The 22,698-nt window shown below is 69.3% G+C and carries 17 protein-coding genes and 1 pseudogene; 4 read left to right on the forward strand and 14 right to left on the reverse strand.

The window, feature by feature from the left end; genetic code table 11:
- Nucleotides 1-38: 38 nt before the first annotated feature.
- The 3 genes from IF22_RS0104020 to IF22_RS35580 form a co-directional block, all read right to left on the reverse strand.
- Nucleotides 39-1,421, reverse strand: coding sequence for a HAMP domain-containing sensor histidine kinase (locus tag IF22_RS0104020; RefSeq protein ID WP_245233517.1), 1,383 nt, complete (start codon nt 1,419-1,421; stop codon nt 39-41).
- Nucleotides 1,422-1,495: 74 nt separating this feature from the next.
- Nucleotides 1,496-2,170, reverse strand: coding sequence for a response regulator transcription factor (locus IF22_RS0104025; RefSeq protein ID WP_209444479.1), 675 nt, complete (start codon nt 2,168-2,170; stop codon nt 1,496-1,498).
- 624 nt (nt 2,171-2,794) lie between these two features.
- Entirely contained in the window at nt 2,795-3,115 is a 321-nt protein-coding gene (locus IF22_RS35580; RefSeq protein WP_209444480.1) for a hypothetical protein, read from the reverse strand.
- Between the two features lie 36 nt (nt 3,116-3,151).
- Between IF22_RS35580 and IF22_RS0104030 the strand changes: the two genes are divergently transcribed.
- Nucleotides 3,152-3,865: a hypothetical protein gene (locus IF22_RS0104030; RefSeq protein ID WP_209444481.1), complete on the forward strand. Its 714-nt coding sequence runs from the start codon at nt 3,152-3,154 to the stop codon at nt 3,863-3,865.
- 330 nt (nt 3,866-4,195) lie between these two features.
- The gene (locus IF22_RS0104035; RefSeq protein WP_030328508.1) at nt 4,196-5,326 is read left to right on the forward strand and encodes a hypothetical protein; all 1,131 of its coding nucleotides are present in this window, start codon (nt 4,196-4,198) and stop codon (nt 5,324-5,326) included.
- A gap of 156 nt (nt 5,327-5,482) precedes the next feature.
- Here IF22_RS0104035 and IF22_RS0104040 read toward each other — a convergent pair whose 3' ends face one another.
- From IF22_RS0104040 to IF22_RS0104085, 10 genes and pseudogenes are all read right to left on the reverse strand, one after another.
- Nucleotides 5,483-6,493, reverse strand: a complete 1,011-nt coding sequence (locus IF22_RS0104040; RefSeq protein WP_030328510.1) for a mechanosensitive ion channel family protein — start codon at nt 6,491-6,493, stop codon at nt 5,483-5,485.
- Between the two features lie 409 nt (nt 6,494-6,902).
- Nucleotides 6,903-8,522: pseudogene (ptsP, locus tag IF22_RS0104045) on the reverse strand (phosphoenolpyruvate--protein phosphotransferase); the annotation flags it as partial.
- Nucleotides 8,515-8,790: an HPr family phosphocarrier protein gene (locus tag IF22_RS0104050; RefSeq protein ID WP_030328513.1), complete on the reverse strand. Its 276-nt coding sequence runs from the start codon at nt 8,788-8,790 to the stop codon at nt 8,515-8,517. The gene IF22_RS0104050 and the pseudogene ptsP, both read right to left, overlap by 8 nt.
- Before the next feature lie 9 nt (nt 8,791-8,799).
- Nucleotides 8,800-9,840, reverse strand: coding sequence for a zinc-dependent dehydrogenase (locus IF22_RS0104055; RefSeq protein ID WP_030328516.1), 1,041 nt, complete (start codon nt 9,838-9,840; stop codon nt 8,800-8,802).
- The gene (locus tag IF22_RS0104060; RefSeq protein WP_030328519.1) at nt 9,837-10,271 is read right to left on the reverse strand and encodes a PTS mannitol transporter subunit IIA; all 435 of its coding nucleotides are present in this window, start codon (nt 10,269-10,271) and stop codon (nt 9,837-9,839) included. Before IF22_RS0104060 ends, IF22_RS0104055 begins: the two co-directional genes overlap by 4 nt.
- Nucleotides 10,264-10,572, reverse strand: a complete 309-nt coding sequence (locus tag IF22_RS0104065) for a PTS sugar transporter subunit IIBC family protein (protein WP_030328522.1) — start codon at nt 10,570-10,572, stop codon at nt 10,264-10,266. Before IF22_RS0104065 ends, IF22_RS0104060 begins: the two co-directional genes overlap by 8 nt.
- A gap of 4 nt (nt 10,573-10,576) precedes the next feature.
- Nucleotides 10,577-11,737 (reverse strand): mannitol-specific PTS transporter subunit IIC, encoded by a 1,161-nt coding sequence (gene mtlA, locus IF22_RS0104070; RefSeq protein WP_081883686.1) that lies wholly within the window; start codon nt 11,735-11,737, stop codon nt 10,577-10,579.
- A gap of 61 nt (nt 11,738-11,798) precedes the next feature.
- Nucleotides 11,799-12,707 carry a 1-phosphofructokinase gene (gene pfkB / locus IF22_RS0104075; protein WP_030328526.1) on the reverse strand — a complete coding sequence of 303 codons (909 nt, stop codon included), beginning with the start codon at nt 12,705-12,707 and terminating at the stop codon, nt 11,799-11,801.
- A gap of 13 nt (nt 12,708-12,720) precedes the next feature.
- On the reverse strand, nt 12,721-13,482 hold the full coding sequence (locus tag IF22_RS0104080) for a DeoR/GlpR family DNA-binding transcription regulator (RefSeq protein ID WP_030328528.1): 762 nt from the start codon (nt 13,480-13,482) through the stop codon (nt 12,721-12,723).
- A 264-nt stretch (nt 13,483-13,746) separates the two neighbouring features.
- Nucleotides 13,747-16,695, reverse strand: a complete 2,949-nt coding sequence (locus IF22_RS0104085) for a glycoside hydrolase family 183 protein (protein ID WP_030328531.1) — start codon at nt 16,693-16,695, stop codon at nt 13,747-13,749.
- A gap of 469 nt (nt 16,696-17,164) precedes the next feature.
- Here IF22_RS0104085 and IF22_RS0104090 point away from each other — a divergent pair, with 469 nt between their 5' ends.
- Nucleotides 17,165-20,137 (forward strand): AfsR/SARP family transcriptional regulator, encoded by a 2,973-nt coding sequence (locus IF22_RS0104090; protein ID WP_245233518.1) that lies wholly within the window; start codon nt 17,165-17,167, stop codon nt 20,135-20,137.
- A 469-nt stretch (nt 20,138-20,606) separates the two neighbouring features.
- On the opposite strand, the gene IF22_RS0104095 is transcribed toward IF22_RS0104090, so the two are convergent.
- Nucleotides 20,607-21,644 (reverse strand): DUF808 domain-containing protein, encoded by a 1,038-nt coding sequence (locus IF22_RS0104095; protein WP_030328535.1) that lies wholly within the window; start codon nt 21,642-21,644, stop codon nt 20,607-20,609.
- Between the two features lie 423 nt (nt 21,645-22,067).
- Here IF22_RS0104095 and IF22_RS0104105 point away from each other — a divergent pair, with 423 nt between their 5' ends.
- Entirely contained in the window at nt 22,068-22,661 is a 594-nt protein-coding gene (locus IF22_RS0104105) for a DUF4240 domain-containing protein (protein ID WP_030328537.1), read from the forward strand.
- The last annotated feature ends 37 nt before the right edge of the window (nt 22,662-22,698 follow it).

Below are 22,698 nucleotides of genomic sequence, written 5' to 3' on the forward strand. Positions count from 1 at the left end.
GAGATCCGGGGCGGGCTTCTGCCCGTCCCGGATCTTTGTCATGGACCGGCGGCCGTCACCGTGTCCGCCCCTGCGGTGAGCTGCGTGAGCCGAGCGGGCGGGGCTGCGGCCGGAAGGATGATCCGCAGGAGCGCGCCACCGCGTGCGGACCGGGTGACGGTGACCTGGCCGGCGTGGGCGTCGACGACCCGCTGCACGATCGACAGCCCCAGACCCGATCCCGGCAGCGCCCGGGCGCTCTCGGCACGGTAGAACCGGTCGAACACCCGCGGTACGTCGGCGGCGTCGATGCCCGGCCCGGCGTCGTCGACCTCGAGGACCGCCGACGCGCCCTCGGCACGGAGCCGGACCTGGACCGGCTGTTCAGCGGGAGACCACTTGCTGGCGTTGTCGATGAGGTTGAGCACCGCCCGCTGGAGCGCAGCGGGACGCCCGCTCACCCACACGGTGGTCACGTCGAGCGCGACCTCGATGTCGGGTACGCGGGAACGAGCCCGGGTCGCGGCGGCCACCACCACGTCGGCGACATCGAGCAGCTCGGTGCTCTCGTCGCTGACGTCGCCGCGCGCCAGGTCGGTCAGCTCGGCGGCAAGGGTGCTCAACTCGGCCACCTGGGCACCGAGATCGTTGAGCAGTCGGGTCCGGCTGTCCGCCGGCAGTGCGCTGTCCAGCGTGCCGCGTCGATCGAGCCGGATCAGCAGCTCAACGTTGAGGCGCAGGCTGGTGAGCGGGGTCTTGAGTTCGTGGGCGGCGTCCTCGGCGAGTAGCCGCTGGGCCCGCCGGGAGTCCCGGAGCGCGGCGAGCATGTCGTTGATCGACTGGATCAGCCGCCGGATCTCCCCGCCGCCCTCGTCCGGGATATCGGCGTCGATGTCCCGGGTCTGCGCGACACGAACCGCGGCGGCAGTCAGCCGGTCGATCGGTGCCAGCCCGGTCCGCGCCACGGTCCGCCCGACAAGGGCGCCCCCGGCCACGCAGAGCAGACCGATCAGCAGCATGCCCAACCCGAACTGGTTGACCGGGCTGTCGTCGCTGTTGCGGGCCACCTGGACCGCGCCGTCGCCCACCCGCAGCGTGTAGATGAGGTAGCCGTCGTCGTCGCTGTCGTTCGACTCCATCAGGTCGGCCGACGCGCCCTGCGCCACGCGCCACGCGTGCCCGCTGACGGGCGGCAGCGCCGGTTGGCCGGCCGGCGTCCGGGTCGAACCATCGGGCAGGATGACCCGCACCAGCCGACCGGATCCGGGATACGGCGGTAGCTGGACCTGCGCCAGACCGGTGCGCTCCACTGTCGTCGCCAGGACGCGGGAGTCCGCGCGTAGCTGATTCTCGGCGTTGTCCCGCAGCTCCGAGTCCAGCAGTTCGCTGGCCACCTGAAAAGCCAGGAACACGCTGACCGCGATGGCCGTGGCCGCGATCACCGTCAGCCTGGTTCGCAGGGACCGCTGGCGCCACCATCGGGTCAGCCGACGCGGTACCCAACCGGCGGACCTGCTCACGGAGGAGTCTCCCGCAGCGTGTACCCCAAGCCGCGCAGCGTGTAAATCAATCGCGGCTCACCCGCGGCCTCCATCTTGCGGCGCAGGTAGCTCACGTACACCTGAAGGTTGTTGGCGGTGGTGCTCATGTCGAAGCCCCAGATCGCCTCGAACAGCGCGTCGCGGGTCAACACCCGGGTCGCGTTGCGCACGAGGACCTGTAGCAGGGAGAACTCGGTTCGGGTCAGATACAGCGGTCGCCCACCTCGCCACGCCTCGAACCTGTCGGGATCGAGCCGGACGTCGGCGAACGACAGGATCTGCGACTCGTCGTCGCCCGGCGCGTGGCGGCGCAGCAGAGCCCTCACCCGGGCCAGCAACTCCTCGGTGGCGAACGGCTTGGGTAGGTAGTCGTCGGCGCCCGCGTCCAGCCCCGCGACCCGGTCGGAGACCTGATCCCGAGCGGTCAGCATCAGAACCGGCAGATCCCTACCCGCCGCCCGCAACCGCCGGCAGGTCTCCAACCCGCCGAGGCGGGGCATCATCACGTCGAGGATCAGCAGATCCGGCGCGTCTGCGCCGACCCCGTCGAGCACGGCGAGACCGTTGGCGGCGGTGCTGGTGCCGTAACCCTCGACCTGGAGCACCCGCTCCAGCGACTCACGGATGGCCGCCTCGTCATCGGCGATCATGATCTGCACGCCAGCCCGCCCCCTCCAGTTGATGCTTTTGCGCTCATCCTCCCCGATCAACCTGAGGGCAGGATTAATGCTCCAACGGCAGTAGGCGAACCCAGTTCTGTTCGCGTTCGTTGGTCCGCCTGCGACGGACCGTTGAGCGGCAGTCCGGTACGGAACTCGCCGACATGCTGTTCAAGCTGCAACTGGGCGCCGCCGGCAAACCCCAGCTCCATCCGGGTGGGCACCTCGCCGTTCACCGTCGACTTTCCCGGCCGGCGGGGCTGAGCCGGGACGGGCACCGGCGCCGCCCGCGCACCCCGGTCCGGGCCGGGTCAGCGTTCATTGCCGACTTCCGCCAAGCGAGTGCGCAGGTCGGCAGGCTGGGAGAACGTGTAGCCGCAGGCAGGGGCGGATGCAGCTGAGTGGGCCGGGGCCTGGGAGTCCAGCCGCAGCTGCTACCGGGCTTCTGTGGACATGCTTCTTCTTTGCACGGGGCCGGGAGGTCAACCAGTCCGGCGCGGGATTGCCGGTCGGTCGAAGTGCCTGGCATGATCCGGGCATGATCGAAAGAATCGAGTCCTCCGTCCGCCGGTGAGCGTGACACCCGAGCCAGGCCTGCTCGGACCCCACTTGTCGTTATTTGATCACGCGATGCGGATCCATCGCGAGGATCCAGACGCGCCTCTTTTCCGTGGCGGTGAGCCGTATCCAGATGACAGGCAGCACCGAGGTCGGAAGTCCCGTCCTCGAGAGCCGGAGGATCGGCGCCGCAGCGGTGCTGATGTCGCCGCCGTTCTGGACGCGCACTTCGCCGATCGGTCCGCCGTTCCGGGCGACCTTGCCGGGGCGTTCCATGACATCGATGTTCCGATCCATCCCAATGAACACATCATGGCTGCGGCCTGTCGGGTGGACGCCGAACGTGTTCGAGCGACCGGTCGATGGCTTGTCCAGCACGCGACCGATCGCTGCGCTGCGACTGTTGGTCTGGCGTTGCTGACCACCCTCTGGGATGACGACGACATCGAGTTGATCAAAACGATCGGATTGCTGTCGGGCCGCTTCGGCCCACTGGCTGCCCGTGCGCTCGAACGGCGGTCGTGGTGCGGTGGCTCGGACGCATTGCTGTGGCTGGCCGAGCGGGTCACGGGCTGGGGACGGGTCTATGTCGTGGAGTCCCTGTGCACGATCGGCAGCACCGCAGCGCGGCCGTGGATGCTTCGACGCGCCTGTGATGGCGACTACCTCAACCGTTACTTCGCCGGATTGGTCGCCACTACGGCGCATCTGCAAGAGGCGATCACCGCGGCGAATCCTGACAGTGAGTTGGTCGATCACACTGGCCTGCTGCTGACCATCATGGCTGACAGCGGCGGCACGGGCATCACGCTCGAGCACTACCCGCCCGCCTCCGCAGTTCTAGAGGCCCACTGCGAACACGCCGGCCGCCTAGAGCCGTCGGTAGAGCGTTTCGTCATCGCCGCGCAACTGGCTGAGCATTTACATCACCCAGCGGCGGACCGAATAGCTTGGCCCGAGGGCGGACGCGAGCGCGTACTGAGCGGCTACCTTTCCCTGCTCGATCGCGACGACTGGTGCACGGTCGCTCGCGCCGGCCTGGCCGCTGGTGATCACCGTGTTACCTGGCTTGCCGAAGCGCTGGCACCAGACCTCGGGCTTCGAGCGTTCACCGTGAACGACGAGTAGCGTCCGGAGGGAAGGTCGGCGGGGAGCATGTCTGCGGTTTCCTGCCGACCTGCGGCCGGTCGTCTTCTTGATGGTCTTGTGGTAGTCCGCCTTCGAAAAGACCTAAGCCCGGCGAATCAGCTACACCCTTCGCGGTGGTCTCTTAGGCTGCCTGGGCGGGCCACCGGTTCGACGCAGGCGTCGCGTTGGCGCTGTACGACGGTCGAGACGTTCCCCTCGGCGACCTGGCTCTACCAGCATGTCGATCGGCACCGGAGCTGTCGCGACGGCGCGTGACGCCCCCGGTTTTCGCCGTCGCCGGCTGTGCCCGGCTACCGGTGAGGAGCAGCGGTGACCCACAGCGAACGGCATCGCCCGGAAATAGTCGTGGGACTGGTGGCAACCCCACCGGACCAGCCGGCCCGGGTGGCTGGGTGGCTCACTGCGGAGTTGGTCAGCGGGCTCACCGAGCGGGTGAGCGCGGACGTGCGGTGGACCGTCCGGCAAGGCTGGGGGGAGGTGGCGCCGCGTCGCGATGGCGGCGCGGAGGCGCTGCTTGACGATCTTGCGAGGCGGCGTACGGACGATCGGTGGGACGTCGCCATCTGCCTGACCGACCTGCCACTGCATGTCGGGCGGGCGCCCCTGGTCGCGCAGACCTCCGGCCGACGCCAAGTCGGGATGATTTCCCTGCCCGCGCTGGGACTGCGGCAAATGCGCTCGGTCCGCACAGCCGTCCCGGATCTGGTGAACCAGCTGCTGGCCGACGCCTCCGACCACCGGGTGCCGCCGGCCGACAGGGCACCAGCCGAGACGACACGGCACCTTCCCGCCGTCCGTCGGGTGGTCGACGGGGCCGACGCTGGTGAGCGGCGCTACCTCGCCTCGGGGCTGATCGGCCGGGCGCGCCTGTTGACCGGCATGGTTCGCGCCAACCGTCCGGGACGGGCACTGCTGGGCCTGTCCAAGCTGTTGGTCGGCGCGTTCGGCACGGCCGCGTTCGCGCTCACCACGGACACCATCTGGCAGATGGGCGATGCCCTCGGCGGACTCCGGCTCGCTGTGATCATGGTGCTCGGGTTGAGCGCGTTGGTGGCCTGGTTGATCGTTGCGCACGACCTGTGGGAGAAGCCGAGCCGCGAGACGCCGGCTGAGCTGGCACGGCTGTTCAACCTGGGTACGATCCTCACTCTCAGTCTGGCCACGGCGGTGTCCTACGTGGTGCTGTTCGTGGGAACGGTGCTCGTCGGGGCGCTGCTGATCGACACATCCGTGTTCGAGCAGATTCTGCAGCGGCAGGTGAATGCCAGCGATTATCTGAGGCTCGCCTGGATCACCAGCTCACTGGCCACTGTTGGCGGTGCGATTGGCTCAGGGCTGGAGAACGAGGAAACAGTCCGGGCTGCCGCCTACGGCTACCATCCCCAACCCGGCGGCTGGCGGGACGAGAAGGGCAGGGAGCGGTCCAGCGGCGCGAGCTGAGCGGTCAGGCGCAGGTCACTGCATCCGTTCTCGCGGGTGTGTTCCGGGCTGGACGATCGGGGAGTGGCCCAACCATGTCCTGCCTCAGCACGCAGGCCAGCGCGACGTGAGCGGGCGTCGCTCCGTGGTAGCCGGACGCGAGTCCTCAAGCAATGTTCAGGGCTGATACTGACTACGGGTGCGGGGCAGCCACTGCGGATGGTGGTTGCGCAGGTAGCAGATCAGCCCCTCGCGCAGGTCGCAGCGCAGGTCCCAGGCGCTCGCGCCGTCGGCGGCCGAAGCCTGCACCTGGATGACCACCGTCTGCGGCGTGGAATCGACCATTTGGAGCACCCACTGGTCGCGATCCCACAGCGATGAGGACTCGACCAGCCGACGCGTCTCCCGGCGCAGGTCGTCCAGGTCGGCGGTGTGGTCGACATGAATCTGGATCTTGCCGATTACCCGGGACTCGTTTCGGGTCCAGTTCTGGAACGGCCGCTCAGTGAAGTACGTCGTTGGCAGGATGAGCATCCGCTCGTCCCAGAGCCGGATCACCACGTTGGTCAGCTTCACCTCCTCGACTCGGCCCCACTCACCGTCCACCACCAGCACGTCGCCGACATGCAGCCCGTCGGCGAAGGCGACCTGGACACCGGCGAAAGCGTTGCCAAGCGCGGTACGGGCAGACAGGCCGATCAATGCCCCGACGACCCCCGCTGACGTCAACACGGAGACACCGAAGAGGCGTACCGGCCGAAAGGTGATCAGTATCAGGCCGATGGCGACGATCGTGACGACGGCGACGGTGAGCCGCCGCACGGGACGGATCTGCGTCCGAGCCCGCCGGACCCGCCGGCTGGCGACCGCGTCACCCGGCAGCCGGTTGAACGCGACGGCCTCGGCGACGTGCAGCGCCCTGATCACCAACCAAGCCCCGGACAGAACCAGGGCCACCAGGACGGCGTGCCGCAGATGACGCTGCCACCCGACCGGTTCCAACGGCAACGCGTAGTACAGCGCCCCCACCAGCAGTACCGCCGCCGCCGGACGCCGGCAGGTATGCCGCAACGGCTCCAACAACCACCGGTAACGGCCACGGTCTACCCGGCGAACCAGCACGCCGGAGATCAGGTCCACGACCACCGCCGCCACCAGCGCCGCTACTACGATCAAAGCGGTACGCATCAGAGGCCGTTCACCGTGATCCCGATGCCACCCTCCCCCGGCTCGCTGCCCAATCCACGTGCCAGCGTCCCATCTTGAGCAGCAGTAGGCGGCCAACATCGGCGAACAACGACCACCTACGTCAGCCGTCCGACGGTCCGGGTTGGTGTCCTTCCCGCTATCTACCCGCTCACCTCTGCGGAGGGCATCCTCGCCACAACAGCAAATCCCCGCCCAATGGGACGGGGATCGCTCGAAACGCGAGGAGACATCACGCTTCGTGGGGAAACAATGTGTCCGAGACTCATTGCCCTACCGTTGATGACGCTAGGGCGTCCCAGATAACGGCCACGCCTTGTCAGCCGCGGATCCGGATGTCCTCGTCAGGTGCACCCGTCGCCCACCCGGAGCTGGAGCGGAGCACCGCCACCGCCGCCCGGGCTGCCTCCGGGCTGGGGGCGGCAAGGGCCGCCTCGGCGATCTGGCGGCACTCGTCCAGGGTGTGCGCGGCCAGGGACTCGCGCACCGCCGGGATGCTGCGGGGAGCCATGGACAGGCTGGTGATGCCCAGGCCTGCCAGCACCAGAGCGAAATCGGGGTCCGCTGCGGACTCTCCACACACGCCAACTGGCTTGCCCGCCTCGACGCCGGCCGCCGCGCAGGTGGCGAGGAGGGCGATCAGCGCGGGCTGCCACGGGTCGAGCAGGTCGGCGAGGTCGCCGCACATGCGGTCAGCGGCGAACGTGTACTGGCTGAGGTCGTTGGTGCCGACGCTGAGGAAATCCACGTGGCGCAGCACCTGGCCGGCGCGCAGGGCAGCGGCCGGCACCTCGATCATCACGCCGGCGGTCGGCAGGCCGTACTCGCGGCAGGACTCGGTGAACGCGGCCGCCTCCGCCGCGGTGGCGACCATCGGCGCCATCACCCACACGTCGGCGTCCGTCGCCGCGGCCGCCACCGAGATCGCGGCCAGCTGCGTGGTGAGCACGGTAGGTGTCTGCCGTGCGACCCGCAGACCGCGGACACCCAGCGCGGGGTTGGGTTCGTCGGCCAGACGCAGGAACGGCAGCGGCTTGTCGGCCCCGGCGTCGAGGGTACGCACGACGACCTTGCGGCCCGGCAACGCGGCGAAGACGTCGCGGTACGCGGCGACCTGCTCTTCGTGCGACGGCGGGTCGCTGCGGTCGAGGTAGAGCAGCTCGGTGCGGAACAGGCCGACGCCTTCCACCTCGCCGGTGAGGTCGCGGGCCGAGCCGATGTTGGCCAGTAGCGCGACGGGGTGGCTGTCCCTGGTCCGCCCGGGGCCCTGGGAGCGGGCGCGGCGTTCGATCTCCGCGAGCCGGTCCGCGTTGACGGTGCGTACCGTCTCGGCGGAGACGCCGGCCACCACGACGCCGCTCGCGCCGTCGAGACTGGCCAACGCGCCGTCGGCCACGTCCAGGATGCCCGCGCAGCGGACCACGGCCGGGATGCCGAGGGTCCGGGCCAGGATCGCGGTGTGGCTGGTCGGCCCGCCCTCGGCCGTGACCAGGCCCAGCACCAGGTCCGGTTCGAGACCGGCGGTGTCGGCGGGCGCCAGGTCGCTGGCGATGAGCAGGTACGGGTGGCCGGGGTCCGGCACGCCCGGCATCGGCTGCCCGAGACACGCCGCGACGAGGCGGTCCCGCAGGTCGTCGAGGTCGCTGACCCGCTCGGCGAGGTACCCGCCCGCGGCTTCGAAGGCGGCCCGGTGCCCGGCGAGCACGTCGGTGAGCGCGTGCGGCGCGTCCGCGCCGCCGTCGATCGCGATGTCGGCCGCGTCGATCAGTGTCTCGTCCTGCGCCATCATGACCTGGGCGCGCAGGACCTCGGCGGCGGTCGCGTCCAGTGCGGTGTCAGCGCGACGGGTCAGGTCGGCGGCGACGACGAGGACGGCTTCCCGCACGGCCGCCTTCTCGGCAGCGGGATCAACGGTCTCCGCCGACGGCGGCAGGGCCGGCGGCGGGGCCAGCCGGTAGACCGGCCCCGCCGCACCACCGGGGCTGGCCCCGATTCCCCGAAGTTCACGCATCGACGGCGTCCAGATCACGTTCGAGGAGGTCGGCCAGGGTGTCGACGGCGGCCTGCGCGCCGTCGCCGTCGGCCTCCAGCGTGACCTCGGTGCCCTTCTTGGCGCCGAGCGACAGCACGCCGAGCATGCTGCGGGCCGGCACGGGCTTCTTGTCGCCGGTGCGGATGGTGACCAGCACCGGCTGCTTCGCCGCCTCGGCGACGAACAGCGCCGCCGGGCGGGCGTGCAGCCCGCTGGCGGAGCCGACGAGGACTGTTCTGGTGGGCAACGGATCCTCCTACGGTTCGATCGTCACCTTGATCGCTTCGCCCCGCGCCACGATGCCGAAGGCGTCGAGGGCGCGGTCGAGCGGCAGGCGGTGGGTGATGAGATCGGCGACCGGCACGGAGCCGTCGGCGATGAGTCGCAGCGCCTCCTTGTTGTGTTCCGGGCTGGAGCCGTTGGCACCGACGATGGTCAGTTCGCGGTAGTGCACGAGGTTGGAGTCCAGGGAGATGACCGGCTTGTCCTTCGGCAGGCCGCCGAAGAAGCTGATCCGGCCCTGCCGTGCGGTCATCTGCACCGCCTGCTCCTGGGCGGCGCCGGCGGCCGTGGCGGTGATGACGACGTCGGCACCCCGGCCCTCGGTGAGCTTGAGCACCGCGTCGACGACGTCGGTCTCGGCGCCGCAGATCGCCGCGTCCGGCTGCACCAGGTTGGCGGCCAGGTCGAGGCGTTCGCGGTTGAGGTCGACGAGGAACACCCGGGCCGCGCCGCGTGCCCGGGCCAGGCGGACGTGCAGGCAGCCGATCGGCCCGGAGCCCACGACGACCACGTCGTCGCCCTTCCCCACACCGGCGAGGTTCTGGCCGTTGAGGACGCAGGCGAGGGGTTCGGCGACGGACGCCTCGGCGAAGCTGAGTCCCTCGGGGATGCGGTTGAGCCCGTCGACGGCGAGGACGTTGTGCGGCACGACCATGTGTTCGGCGAACCCGCCGTCGAAGTGGTATCCCATCGACACCTGGTTGGGGCACACGGTCATCCGGCCGCGCCGGCACTCCGCGCACGTACCGCAGGGGATGGCGGCGATGACCTGGACCCGGTCCCCCGGCCGCCAGCCGGTGACGTCGGCACCGACCTCGGTGATCTCACCGGCGATCTCGTGGCCCATGACGCGCGGCGGGGCGATGTGGTGGTGGCCGAAGCGGGAGATCTTCACGTCGGTGCCGCAGGTGGAGCATGCCCGGACGCGGATCTTCACGTCGGTGGGGCCCGGCGTGGGCTCGGGCGCGTCCTCGATGCGGACGTCACCGGGTGCGTGGAATCGGACGACCTTCACGATGGGTTCCCCTCAAGGATGGTGATCACGTCATCGACACTCGTCGACTCTCGTAGCCGCTGCGCCTGCGCCGGGTCCATCAGCACAGTGGCGAGCTGGGCGAGGATGTCCACGTGCCCGTCGCCGGCGGCCGCGATTGCGACGCAGACCCGCACGTCGAAGCCGTCCCAGTCGACGCCGTCGGGGAAGCGCAGCACCGCGAGGGCGTCGCGCTGGACCGACTCCTTGCTGTTCAGCGTGCCGTGCGGGATGGCGACGCCCTCCCCGATGTACGTGGAGACGCTCTGCTCGCGGGCGAGCATCGCGTCCACGTACGCCGGGGCCACCGCGCCGACCTCGACCAGTACCGCGCCGCAGCGGCTGATCGCCTCGTCCCGCGATCCGGCCCGCTCGTCGAGCCGGATCGCGTCACGGGCCAGCAGCTCAGCCACTGAGCTCACCACCGCGCTGCACCGCGTTCACGACCCTGGTGACGGCCGGGTCGCCGATGAACACCTGGATCGGCACGATCACCGTATCGGGTGCGCTGACCCGGGCCCGCGCGGCGAGCCCCTGGTGGCAGATGATGACGTCCGCGTCGGCGGGGATCGAGTTGACCGGCGTGTGCTCGACGGTCACCGCGTTCTTCGCCAGTTGCCGCCGAAGTTGGCTGGCCAGCATCACGCTGCTGCCCATGCCGGCGTCGCAGGCCACGACGACCTTCTTGATCTCGGTGCCGTTGATGGTGGACATGTGTTCAGACCTCCTGCTTCGCCGACTTGTCGAGGGTCCCGTCGGGGTCGACGGCCCTCTCCTGCTCCGGGCGTACTGCCGTCTCCTCGTCAGGGCCGACAGCGTCCGCGACGGGCTCGCCGCGCCCGAAGCCGAGCAGGGCCGAGGCGACAGCGAAGGTGACGGCGGCGGCGACCACGACGCCGAGAATGACCCCGAAGTGGCCGCCCTTGGGGGTCACCGCGAGGTACGCGAAGATGCTGCCCGGCGAGGGGGTGGCGACCAGCCCCGCACCGGTGATGACGAAGGTGCCGACGCCGGCCGCACCCCCGGCGATCATGGCGAGGATCAGCTTCGGCTTCATCAGCACGTACGGGAAGTAGATCTCGTGGATGCCGCCGAGGAACTGCACGATGATCGCGGCCGGGGCGCTGGGGCGCAGTGCGCGGGGGCCGAAGACCATGAAGGCGAGCAGCAGACCGAGGCCGGGGCCGGGGTTCGACTCGATCATGAACAGGACCGACTTGCCCTTGTCGGCCGCCTCGGCGATGCCCAGCGGGCCGAACACGCCGTGGTTGATGGCGTTGTTGAGGAAGAGCACCTTGGCGGGTTCGACGAGCACCGAGGTCAGCGGCAGCAGGTCCCTGCCGACGAGCCAGTCGACGCCCGAACCGGCCTGCTTGGTGAGCCATTCGACCACCGGGCCGATGCCGTAGACGCCGCCGATGGCCATCGCGGCGCCGATGATGCCGGCGCTGAAGTTGTCGACGAGCATCTCGAAGCCGGGACGAATCCGGTTCTCGACCAGGCCGTCGAACAGTTTGAGGACGTACGCCGTGAGTGGCCCGATGATCATCGCGCCGAGGATCATCGGCACGTCCGCGCCGACGACGAGGCCCATTGTCGCCACCGCACCCACGACGGCACCGCGCTGGCCGTGGACCAGCCGTCCGCCGGTGTAGCCGATGAGCACCGGTAGCAGGATGCTGATCATCGGGCCGACCAGTTCGGCCAGGGTCTTGTTGGGGATCCAGCCGGTCGGGATGAACATCGCGGTGATCAGGCCCCAGGCGATGAACGCGCCGATGTTGGGCATGACCATCGCGGCCAGGTAGCCGCCGAGGCGTTGCACAGTGGCCCTGAGGCCCTGGCCCTTCACCTCTGGTGTGTAGGAGGAGGAGGTCACGGGGGGTATCTCCTTCATCGAGGGGCGGACCAGACGGCCGCGGGGGAAGAAGCTCGTCCGGCTAGGGGTGGATGGTGACGTGGTGGCGGAACAGGTCTGCGGGGCCGGGCATCCGGCTGCCGGGCAGGCTCACCGCGGCGGCACCCCAGGCGAGGCCCTCAGCGAGAGCGGTGGCACCCTGGGCGCCCGCAGCGAGGAACCCGGCGAGCAGCGCGTCGCCGGCACCGACTGTGCTGCGGGGCCGGGCGACCGGACAGGTGCCGGTGCGGACGCCGTCGGCGTCGACCAGGACAGCGCCGTCAGCGCCGAGGCTGGCCACGACGGTGCCGGCTCCCCATTTCCGCAGGCACTGAGCGGCATCGACCACGTCGTCGAGGTCAGTCAGCGGGGTGCCGACCACGTCGGCCAGTTCGTCACGGTTGGGCTTGAGCACTGTCGCCCCGGCGAGGGCGGCCTCGCGCAGGGCAGGACCGCTGGTGTCGACGGCGACCCGGACACCGGCAGCGCGCAGCTTGCGGCACAACTGAGCGTAGGCGTCAGCGGGCAGGCCGGGCGGGACGCTGCCGCACAGCACGACCCAGTCGGCGCTGCTGGCGCGGGCGAGCACACGGTCGATCACCTCGTCGAACTCAGCGCGGGACATGGCCGGGCCAGGCTCGTTGATTTTGGTGACCGTGCCGTCGGGCTCGGCCAGGGTGATGTTGGAACGGGTCCTTCCGGAGATCGACACGGCGAGGACCTCGACACCCTCCGTCTGAAGTAGGCGGATGAGCTGGTTGCCCTCGTCGCCGCCGGACGGCAACACCGCTACCGACGGCACCCCGTTGGCCAGCAGGGCACGGGACACGTTGACGCCCTTGCCGCCGGGGTCGAGGTGAGCTGTGGCAGCCCGGATGACCTCGCCCCGGGTGAGTGAGTCGACCTCCACGGCCCGGTCGAGGCTGGGGTTGAGGGTGACGGTGACGATCATGCCCGGCCCGCTCTCATCCGCGTACCACCCGGACGTTTGCGGACTCCAGGTCACCGACCAGATCGCGGTCGGCACGGCTGTCGGTGATGAGCAGGTCGACGTCGGCCAGCTCAGCGAACCGGGCCAGATAGTCGTTGCCGAGTTTGGTGTGATCGGCGAGCACCACAGTGCGGCGGGCCGCACGAACCATCGCCCGCTTCACCGCCGCCTCGGACGGGTCCGGGGTGGTCAACCCGCGCTCGACCGAAATGCCGTTGGTACCGACGAACGCAACGTCGACGTAGAGGTCCGCCAACGGCGACAGCGCCCAGTCGTCGACGGTCGCCAGGGTCTTCCCGCGGACCCGCCCACCCAACAGCAGGACGTTGAGGTTGGCGTAGGTACCGAGGGTCGCGGCGATGACCGGCGAGTTGACCACGACGGTCAGCTCCCGGTCGACCGGCAGCAGCTGGGCCAACCGGGCGGTGGTGGTGCCGGCGTCGAGGATGATCGCGCCCTCCTCGGGCACCTCGCTCAGGGCGAGCTTGGCGATGCGCTCCTTCTCCTCGATGAGCACCGCGTCACGCGCCGCCAGCGCGGGCTCGAACCCGAGTCGCTCAACCGGGATCGCTCCACCATGGACGCGGCGCAGCACCCCGGCCCGCTCCAGGATGGTGAGGTCGCGGCGGATGGTCTCCGACGTCACGTTGAGTCCGTCGGCCAAGCCGGCCACCTCAACCCGGCCCACGTCCCGGGCGATGCGAAGGATCTCCTGCTGTCGTTCTTCGGCGTACATCGTGTTGTTTCACCGCCGTTTCGTTTTGCTTGTGCTTTGTTTACGCCCGCTTTCCGGTTAAGTCAAGGGATGAGCCACATGAAGCCACATTGGACGGGCGAGGGTCTGCCGTCACCTGGGCGAATGTCGAATGGTCGCCGCCCTTCGCCAGCTCTGGCGATGGGCGGCGACCACGTCGCGTCGCGCTCTTGGCGCCACGCAGCGGCGCCGGTGATGCCCGATCGTTTCGGCGGGCGTGTCCTACGCCCGGCCGAACCGCAGCAGTTATCCGAGGACGAACCGGAAGAAGCGGGGGCGGTAGATGCCCGGATCGCGGTAGTGATCCGCGTCCGGCGAGACGCGGGTGTCCATGCTGTTGACGTTGTAGGAGGCGATGAAGGTGTCACCGGAGCTGAGCGCCGGGTGCACGTGGGCGTTGTAGGAGATGACGTTGGGGTTCCAGTAGCTGCCGTAGGGGCCGGGTTCCGGCATCCGGTAGACCGGGGTCTTCTGGGTGAACGGACCGTACGGTGAGCAGGACGTCCAGGCGTTGATCTGCCCGCTGAACGCCTCGGTGCTGTCCTGGCTGAGGAGGAGGAACTGTCCGCCCCAGGGGGTGACGCTGTACTCGTTGGCGATGCCGGTCAGCAGGTTGCGGGAGTTCTGCTCCCGAAGCGTCCAACCCCACGGCGTGTGGTACTGCCAGGTGCCGTTGGCGAGGTCGCTGCCGTACACCCGGGCGATGCGCATCTGCTTGTTGATCGGGGAGTCGTCGACGCCGTACACGTAGGTGTAGCCGTCGCCGCTGCGGCTGGCCGGCAGCAGCCCCGAGCCCCAGGCGACCCCGCTGGCCGAGGGCAACTCCCGGACGCTGACCGGGGTCCGCAGGTTGGACAGGGCGAAGTTCGCCACCACGTTGCGGTTGAACCGCCAGTCCCAGGCGCCGGAGCCGAAACGCTCGTACTCCTGGTACACCACTTGAAGTTGTCCGCCCGAGAGGTGGCCGTCACCGACCCAGTACCACTTGCCGGGCCCCGACGGCGGCATCAACGCCCGAGGGGCCCCGGCGGTGCCACCCTGGTAGGTGGTGAGGCTGCCGCCGTTCTGCACGACGAAGGTGTTGTTGACCAGCGGCGCGCTCACCGGGCGGGTGCCGTCGCCGTTGAGCGGGCCCATCCAGGTGTCGGAGAACAGCCACACGATCCGGCCGTCCGGCAACTTCACCGAGTACGTGGAGTCGCCACCGGTCCAGCCGTCCGGCGTGCTGGCGGCGTACCTGTTGAACGTGCCCTCCGGCTCGACGGTGGTCTCCACGCTGCGCACCGAGAGCGGGCGCAGCGCGCACGAGCGGGCCGTGAGTGGCAGCACGCTCTCCACATTCGTGGTGAACGTCTTCGGGCTGCCGTCCGCGTCGGCGGAGTGGATGTCCAGTTCGGTCCAGGTGGTCACCAGGGTGGCCACCATGGGGTACGCGAAGTTCGGCACCGTGATCAGTCCACCCGCGTCGGGATGGCGCACGGTGTGGATGCTCGGGTACTTCGCCAGCGTGCCGGTGCTTCCCGTCGGCGACCAGACGACGACGGCAGATCTGCGGTTGGTGTCCCTGGTGGTGTCCACCAGCAGGGTCGAGCAGTATCCGCAGCTCGCGTCGCCGGAGTTCTTGACCGCGCGGAAGTCGTGGTAGACAGCACCGCCCTTACGCAGGATGTCCTGGTACTCCACCTGGGTGCCGGCGGGCGTCGAGTGACTCTTGCGGGCCGGTCTGGCACCCCCGAGGGCGTCGCCGCTCGTCCCGCTCGCGCCGGTGAGGTTGCCGCGCCACAGGCTCGCGTCGGAGTCGGAGTAGCCGTAGATGCGCCAGGCGTCCACCGTCGGTGCGGGCGCGGCGTTCGCCTTGGCCAGCCGATAGTTGGCGATGTGGTAGTTGAGGAGCATGTCCGCGAAGTTCAGGCCGTAGCCCGCAGCGGTGTGCCGGATCGCCTCGATCGGCAGATGGTCGTGGTCCCGGACGCTTTCCCACGTGCGTCGCACGAAGGAGGCATCGATCTGCTCGGTGAGGTAGGTCGGCAGCAGGAACGCGCCATACTGTGGACCGCCGCCCAGCCCGCCCCAGGAGTTGAGTGCCGCCCCGGGCTTGCTGAGCACGTCGTAGACGTTGCGGGCGTACAGCTTCTCCTCGCCGGGGATGGGCACGTACGGCGCACGGGCGTAGGTCTGGCGGGTCGCCCACTCCGCGGTGGCCTCCATCCACCAGTTCATCGAGCCGAACTCCTTGCCGCCCACGAAGAGGGCCAGGTAGTCCAGGCCGACGTCGGACCGATCCCAGTACTGGTACTGCATGACGTGGAACAGCTCATGCCGCGGCAGGTAGTCCCAGTCGTCCTGCCCGTTGGGCACCAGCATGGTCGCCTGCTGGTTTAAGCCGAACGGCAGGACGAACGGCGCGTCGATGGGCAGGCCAGCCCCGCCGACGATCGGAATCTCGTCGACGCCGTAGACCAGCACCCAGGGCTTGCCGTCCCGCACGGGCAGCGGGTAGCCCATCTCGCGATACTCGTCGACGGCGATCGAGAGCGCGTTCAGCAGATGCTGCACCGCCTTCGCCCGGCCGTTCGGGTTGGCGTCCGCCGGGATGCCCGGCCTGCCTCCACCGGCGATGTTGTAGAGGACGAGGAATTCGCCGGCCGACGCCCGGCAGCGATAGGTCACCCCGAGGTAGTCGTACGGTTCGGCGGCGCAGTCGTCGTAGTCGGCGGCCGTGGCGGCGCCGGCAGGCACCGCGACATCTGGCGCGATGGCCCGCGCCGCCTCCGCATCGGCGCTCGCCGCCAACATCGACAGGTAGGTCAGATATCGCTGCGGGTCGTGGATGGCACCGGTCGGCCGAAGGTGCACCGGCAACGACCGGGGCGAACGCACCGCGGCCAGGCCATACCGCACGGCGTCGTCGCGGGAGAGCTTCCCCCGGTGGTACGCCGAGAGCACGCGTTCCCCGGGGCCGAAGTCGGGCGGGGCGGCCGTCCTGCCGGTGGCGGTGCCGAGCGGCGCCTCCTTGAACGGCGTCGGTCGCGGGACCGGCGGGGCGGCGACCGGCGGTTCGGTGTGCGGCGGCGCGACGGCTCCGACGGCGGCTGGCGCCGTGGCCGAATCGGGCGCCGCCTGCGCGACGCCACTGGTCAACACTGCCGCTGCCAGCACAACTGTCGCGCTGATCAGGGCCAGGGGGTTTCTCATCGCACTCCCTCTATTGGCTGACCGGCCGGTGCCGGTGCCGTCCGGTGGACGGCGCGTCCGGCCGGTGGATCGTTGTGCTCGGCCAGCAGCCATCACACCGGCGATGCGGAGAACATCGCCGTGGCAAGCGAGGTGGCAGGGTCGTCCGACACGGTGTTCACCGGTCTTCGAAGCCCGCCACGTCATCGGCGACTGCCTCTCCCCCAAGGCCGTCGCCCAGTCGATGCGTCGCTCGTCGCCCCCGGATAAGCGCACCGGACCGTGCGCACCCCTCGTCGTTCGCGGCCACCCCCGTGCTGGCCGCGGCGCGAAGCGCACGCTCGTACCGCCCGCTCACTGTCAGCGGGCTCGACCATAATCAGGGCCGGCGCATGCAGCGATCTTGCAAAATGCTTGCAGAGGAGTCGCGCCGGCCCGCACAGGCAGCGACGGCAGGGATGTGCACATGGAGTTTCGGGTCCTCGGGCCGGTGGAGATCTGGTCCGAGGGTGTCCGTCTCGCCATCGGAGGACGACAGCCCCGGCTGCTCCTGGCGGCGCTCGTTCTGGAGGCCAATCGACCGGTACCGGCGGACCGGCTTATCGACCTGATCTGGGCGCAGGCGCCCCCGCCCAGCGCACGAGCGACGGTGCAGGCCATGGTCTCGCGCCTACGGGCCACCTTCCGGCAGACCGGTGCATCCGCGCAGTTGCTGAGCGAGCGCGGCGCCTACCAGCTGCACACCGATCCCGCGACCGTCGACGCACACCGCTTCTCCGCCCTCGTGCAGCAGGCCGCAGGCTCCTCCGACGATCCCACCACCGTGGAGTTGCTGGACCAGGCGTTGGACCTGTGGCGAGGTGAACCACTGCTCGACGTCGTCGACGATTCCGGACGCCGACTGCTCTGTTCCGGTCTCATGGAGGCCCGTTGGACGGCTGCGGAGGACCGGGCGGACGCGCTGCTGCGCCTGGGTCGCACGAGGAGAGTGGTGCGCGAGGTGTCCGACCAGGTGGCCGGACAGCCCTATCGGCATCGCCTCGTCGGTCAGCTCATGACAGCCCTGTATCTCGAGGGCCAGGCCGATCGAGCATCGGAGGTCTACCGCAATCTCCGCACCCGGCTACACGACGATCTCGGCCTGGAACCGTCACGCGAGCTCAGCCGCCTGCACCGGCTCATCCTCAGAGGTGATCCGGTGCTGCCGGCGGAACGCGGCGACGCACTGTCGAGCGTCCCGCACCGTCCGGAGGAGCTGCCACAGGACGTACCAGGTTTCATCGGTAGAACTGACGAGATGACCCATCTCGACCAGCTATCGGGCGGGTCCAGCGCCACGACGGTCTGGGTTGTCAGCGGAATCCCGGGAGTCGGAAAGACGGCGCTGGCGGTGCGCTGGGCGCATCGGGTGCGTGGCGCCTTCCCCGATGGTCAGATGTTCATCGACCTGCGCGGCTTCGACGTCGAGCGTCCACCCGTCACACCGTCCGCCGCGCTCGGACAGCTACTTGGTGGGCTTGGTGTCGACCCCCGCGTTGTTCCGGACGATCAGGACGGCCGGGTCTCGCTGTTCCGCTCGACGATGACCGGCCGCAGGATTTTGCTGGTGCTGGACAATGCTCGTGACGCCGACCAGGTGATGCCGCTGATCCCGCCCAGCGGCACTGTCCTGATCACCAGCCGTCGTCGGCTCGGTGAGCTGGTCGTCCGGGCCGGCGCCCGATCTCTGCTGCTGGGTGTGCTCAGCCCGACGGACTCCGTACGGCTGCTGGCGGCGATGCTCGGGGACGAGGCCGTTCGGGTCGAGGCCGGCGCCGCGGCCCGCCTCGCCCACCTCTGCGGGCACCTGCCACTGGCACTGCGGATAGCGGCAGCGAACCTGCAGACGAGCGGCCATCCCCACATCGCCGGACTGGCCGAGGAACTCGATGAGGGCGGTCCTCTCACCAGCCTGACCGTCGACGGTGCCGACGAGGGCGCGGTCACGAAGGCCTTCGCGATGTCGTATCGGGCCCTGCCCACCGCTCAGCAACGAATGTTCCGTCACATCGGGCTGGTCCCCGGTGGCAGCTTCACCGCCCACGTCGCCGCCGCGCTCGAGGGGGTCGCGCCCCCCATCGCGACGAGAACACTCCGCGCCCTCGCGTCCGCACACCTGATCGAGCATCAGGGAGGCGACAGATACCGGTTCCACGACCTGCTCCGCCAGTACGCCGTGGACCGGCTTGTCACGGAGGACGACGACACCACCCGTCACGACGCCCGGCAGCGTCTGCTTGAGCACTATCGCAGCAGGGCCGACGCCGCCGGACGTCAACTCATCCCCCACTTCCTCAGGCTCCCCGGGCCGGTCCCGCAACAATCGTTCCCCGATGCCGACGAGGCGCTGGCGTGGCTGGACGCAGAGGCAGCCAATGTCATCGCAGCGATCAACGCCGCCGACCACGGGCATGCACGCTTTGTCTGGCAGCTCACCGACGCCCTACGCGCCTGGTTCCACCAGCGTGGACGCCGCGCCGAGTGGCTGTCCGCAGCCACCAGAGGGTTGGCTGCCGCGGAGGCCGCGAACGACCTGACAGCCCAGGCCAGCATGCACTTGAGCATCGCCCTCGCCCACGTCACCGCCGGCCGATACGAGGAAGCCCGCCAACACCTCCTCGACGGCCTCCGCATCAACGCCCATGACCGGTGGCCGGAGGGACGCACGGCCCTGTTGAACAATCTCAGCGCGGTGCACCAGCGCCTCGGCAATCCCCGAGCCGCAATCGACTGCGCCCAGCGATCCCTGGAGCTCAACCGGCAATACCGCAACGACGGCGGCGAGGCCATGTCCCTCGCCAACCTCGGCTTCGCGCACTGGCAGCTCGGTGCGCTGTCGCAGGCGGACCAGCACATCCGGGACGCCCTAGCCTGCGCGGAACGAAGCGGCTCACGGTACAACGAAGCGGTCCTTCTGGTTGACCTCGCGGGCATCCGCCGCGACCGTGGAGACCGGGAAGCCGCCGAGGAGCTGTACGACCGGGCGCTGGTCGCCAACCGCGATCTTGGCTACCAGTACGGCGAGGCGACGGCGCTCAGCGGACGTGCGTTGTTGTGGTCGATGACCGACCGCGCACCACGCGCCTGCGCCGACGCGCGACATGCAGTGGCGTTGACGCAGGAGATCGGCGACGCCGGCACCGAGGCGTGGGCACGAGAGGCTTACGGTCGCGTGCTACTGGCCGCTGAACGGCCAGCAGAGGCAGCCGAGGAACACCGTCTGGCGCTCGACCTGGCCCGGCAGACCCGGTTCGTGTGGTGCGAGGCGAGTGCGCTGGTGGGGCTGGCGGCGGTGTGCCTGGCCACCGGGCAGCCCGACGTCGCTCGCGAGCACGCCAAGGCCGCGCTGCGCGTGGCGAACGAAGCCGGTTACCGGCTGATCGAGTCGCGCACGCTTGGGCTGTTGAAGACGCTCGACGACTGAATCGGCGGTGAGTCGGGAACGCACGCACCCGCGGCTGCTGTTCCCTGCTCGGACGGGGCGACGCGACGTGGTTCACCTGCGGCCACGTGCCGGCAGTGCCGTTCCACCCAGGTCAATGTGGTGTGGCGCATCCAGTGGTCCTGATGCCGTACACGGCTACCAGGGCAAGCTTTCGCGCTTGTGTCGGTCGATCAAATCGTCGGGTCGCGGACGGGTCTGCATGATCTGCTGGCGCGGTTCGCGCACCGGTGAGCGCGATGATCGCAGTCGGTCTCGACCATGAGATCACCACGATTCGACCCTTCGGCCACATCCATCGATGGTCACGATGGCGACGACGACATCGATACCGCGCCAACACGGCCCACTACCAGCGAAGACTCCGACTCCACCGGGTGCGGCTGGAGCGCCAGAGGGCTTCAGCACCAGAACGCCTGACCCCCGTGGTCGAGTTGCGATGATGTCGCGGTCAACCGCGCGGCGCTTGGTCCGCAGGGGCGTCGCGGCGCCGAGCTGCACGGCTCGGCGGCGCGGGGATGGTGCCGTCAGTACGAGTCGTGGCCGCCGCAGTCGCAGCCGCAGCCTTGGATGTGCGGCGGTGCAGCGTGAGAGTCATGACCAGCACGACCAGCGCTCCGACGATCAGCCCGAGGACCGCGCTGGCCACCGTGTTGACGAGCCAGCCGACGAGCCCGCCGAGAACACCCGTGGCGTCGTGGGCGGCGACCTCCACGTGGTGCACGGCCTCGTACAGGAAGTGCAGGTTCAGCTCGTTCGTGCCTAGCAGCAGGATGTGCCCACCCACCCACAGCATCGCCGCGGTGCCGACTACCGTCAGCACGCTGAGGACCACCGGCATCGCCCTCACCAGACCGCGGCCGAACGTGGCGACGGCGCCGGAACCTTGCGACAGGCGCAGCCCGGCGTCGTCCATCTTGACGATCAGGGCCACCACGCCGTACACCAGGACGGTTATGAGGACGGCGACGACAGCCAGGATCGTCAGGCGGGACCAGAACGCCTCATCGATCACCTCGTTAAGGCTGATGACCATGATCTCCGCCGAGAGGATCAGGTCGGTTCGCACCGCCCCAGACACCAGTGTCGTCTCGTCCTGCACCTTCTCTTCGCCCGCGCCGGAGGCACCGTGATGGGCGATCTTGGCCCACACCTTCTCCGCGCCTTCATAACAGAGGTAGGCGCCGCCGAGCATGAGGATCGGAGTGAGCAGCCAAGGCACGAACTGACTGAGCAGCAGCACCGCCGGCAGGATGATGAAGAACTTGTTGCGCAGCGACCCCACGGCAATGCGCTTGATAATCGGCACCTCGCGCTCGGCCGCCAGGCTCCGCACGTACTGCGGCGTGACGGCAGCATCGTCGACGACGACACCCGCAGCCTTGGCGCCGGCCTTCGCGGCGGCCGCCCCGATGTCATCGATCGACGCGGCAGCGGCCCGGGCCAGCACCGCCACGTCATCCAGCAGGGCTACGAGTCCACCGGCCAAGGGAGGGTCCTTCCAGGGTTGCGATTCGAACTGGCCCATTCTCGCTCAGGTCTCTGCGCGCGGCACGCCACCGCCCGGCCGTATCTTCTCGGCGATGAACTTCATCGCCTTCTGATCGCGGATCACGGCCGGCGGCAGGCCGGACATCCGCAGAACAGTGGACTGCTTACGAGGCGCACTCAAGAGCCGCTCACGCTCGTCAGCGTCGATTCCATCTCCCATCACCCGGTTGACGGGCGGTCTCCAGCGGTGGCGGTCTGCACCGTTACCCCTACGCCTGCCGAGACAACCGCTACCCATGACGACCGGCTCGCGTCCGTGAGCGCATGCTCAGGGTCAGGAAGGCTTGAGCGGCTGCTCGCGACTGGTGCCTGGGTTGCAGGGCATGAGTTGTGTCGGTTGGCCGTGGAAGACTCTCGCGCTGTGGATGTTGACGAGTTTTGGGCGGTCGTGGAGTCGGCCGGAGCGGGTCTGGACGGGCGGACCGGCGACGACGGTGAGGCCGTTGCTGCGGCACTGGTGACGCGCTTGGCCGCAACATCACCGAAGCGCATCCTCGAGTTCCAGGAGCTGTTCGATCAGCTCCATGACGCGCTCTACCGCTGGGACGTGTGGGCGGCCGCGTACCTGATCGGCGGTGGATGCTCGGACGACAGCTTCATAGATTTCCGGGCCGGAGTTATCGCGCTGGGACGCGAGTGGTACGAACGTGTCCTGGCCTCCCCCGACGGACTGGCTGGCCATCCCGTGGTACGACAAGCCGCGGCCGAGGAAGAGGACGGCACGCTGTTCGCCGAGTCGGTGAACTACGCAGCCAGCGAGGCGTACGAACAGGTCACGGGTGGTGACGACGACGCCTTCTACGAAGCGATGAAGACCCGCCAACACGTTGCGGTCAGCATCGACGAGGCCCGCGAACCCGACATGGGTGTGGACTTCGACTTCGACGATGATGACGAGATGCGGAGGCGGCTGCCCCGGCTGGCCGAGCTATTCCTCGACCCCAGCGAGGATTGATCTCGGCAGCTGAGCCCGGACGCTTGGAGACGGTGCG

It is taken from the genome of Micromonospora parva, from assembly GCF_000718515.1.
Classification (GTDB): domain Bacteria; phylum Actinomycetota; class Actinomycetes; order Mycobacteriales; family Micromonosporaceae; genus Micromonospora; species Micromonospora parva.

What these genes read in the sequence shown, in the direction of transcription:
- pfkB (WP_030328526.1), bottom strand. Translation starts at nt 12,707, where the DNA reads ATGATCGTCACCGTCACCCTCAACCCCAGCCTCGACCGGGCCGTGGAG.
- IF22_RS0104040 (WP_030328510.1), bottom strand. Translation starts at nt 6,493, where the DNA reads ATGCGTACCGCTTTGATCGTAGTAGCGGCGCTGGTGGCGGCGGTGGTC.
- IF22_RS0104085 (WP_030328531.1), bottom strand. Translation starts at nt 16,695, where the DNA reads ATGAGAAACCCCCTGGCCCTGATCAGCGCGACAGTTGTGCTGGCAGCG.
- IF22_RS0104080 (WP_030328528.1), bottom strand. Translation starts at nt 13,482, where the DNA reads ATGTACGCCGAAGAACGACAGCAGGAGATCCTTCGCATCGCCCGGGAC.
- IF22_RS0104065 (WP_030328522.1), bottom strand. Translation starts at nt 10,572, where the DNA reads ATGTCCACCATCAACGGCACCGAGATCAAGAAGGTCGTCGTGGCCTGC.
- IF22_RS0104025 (WP_209444479.1), bottom strand. Translation starts at nt 2,170, where the DNA reads ATGATCGCCGATGACGAGGCGGCCATCCGTGAGTCGCTGGAGCGGGTG.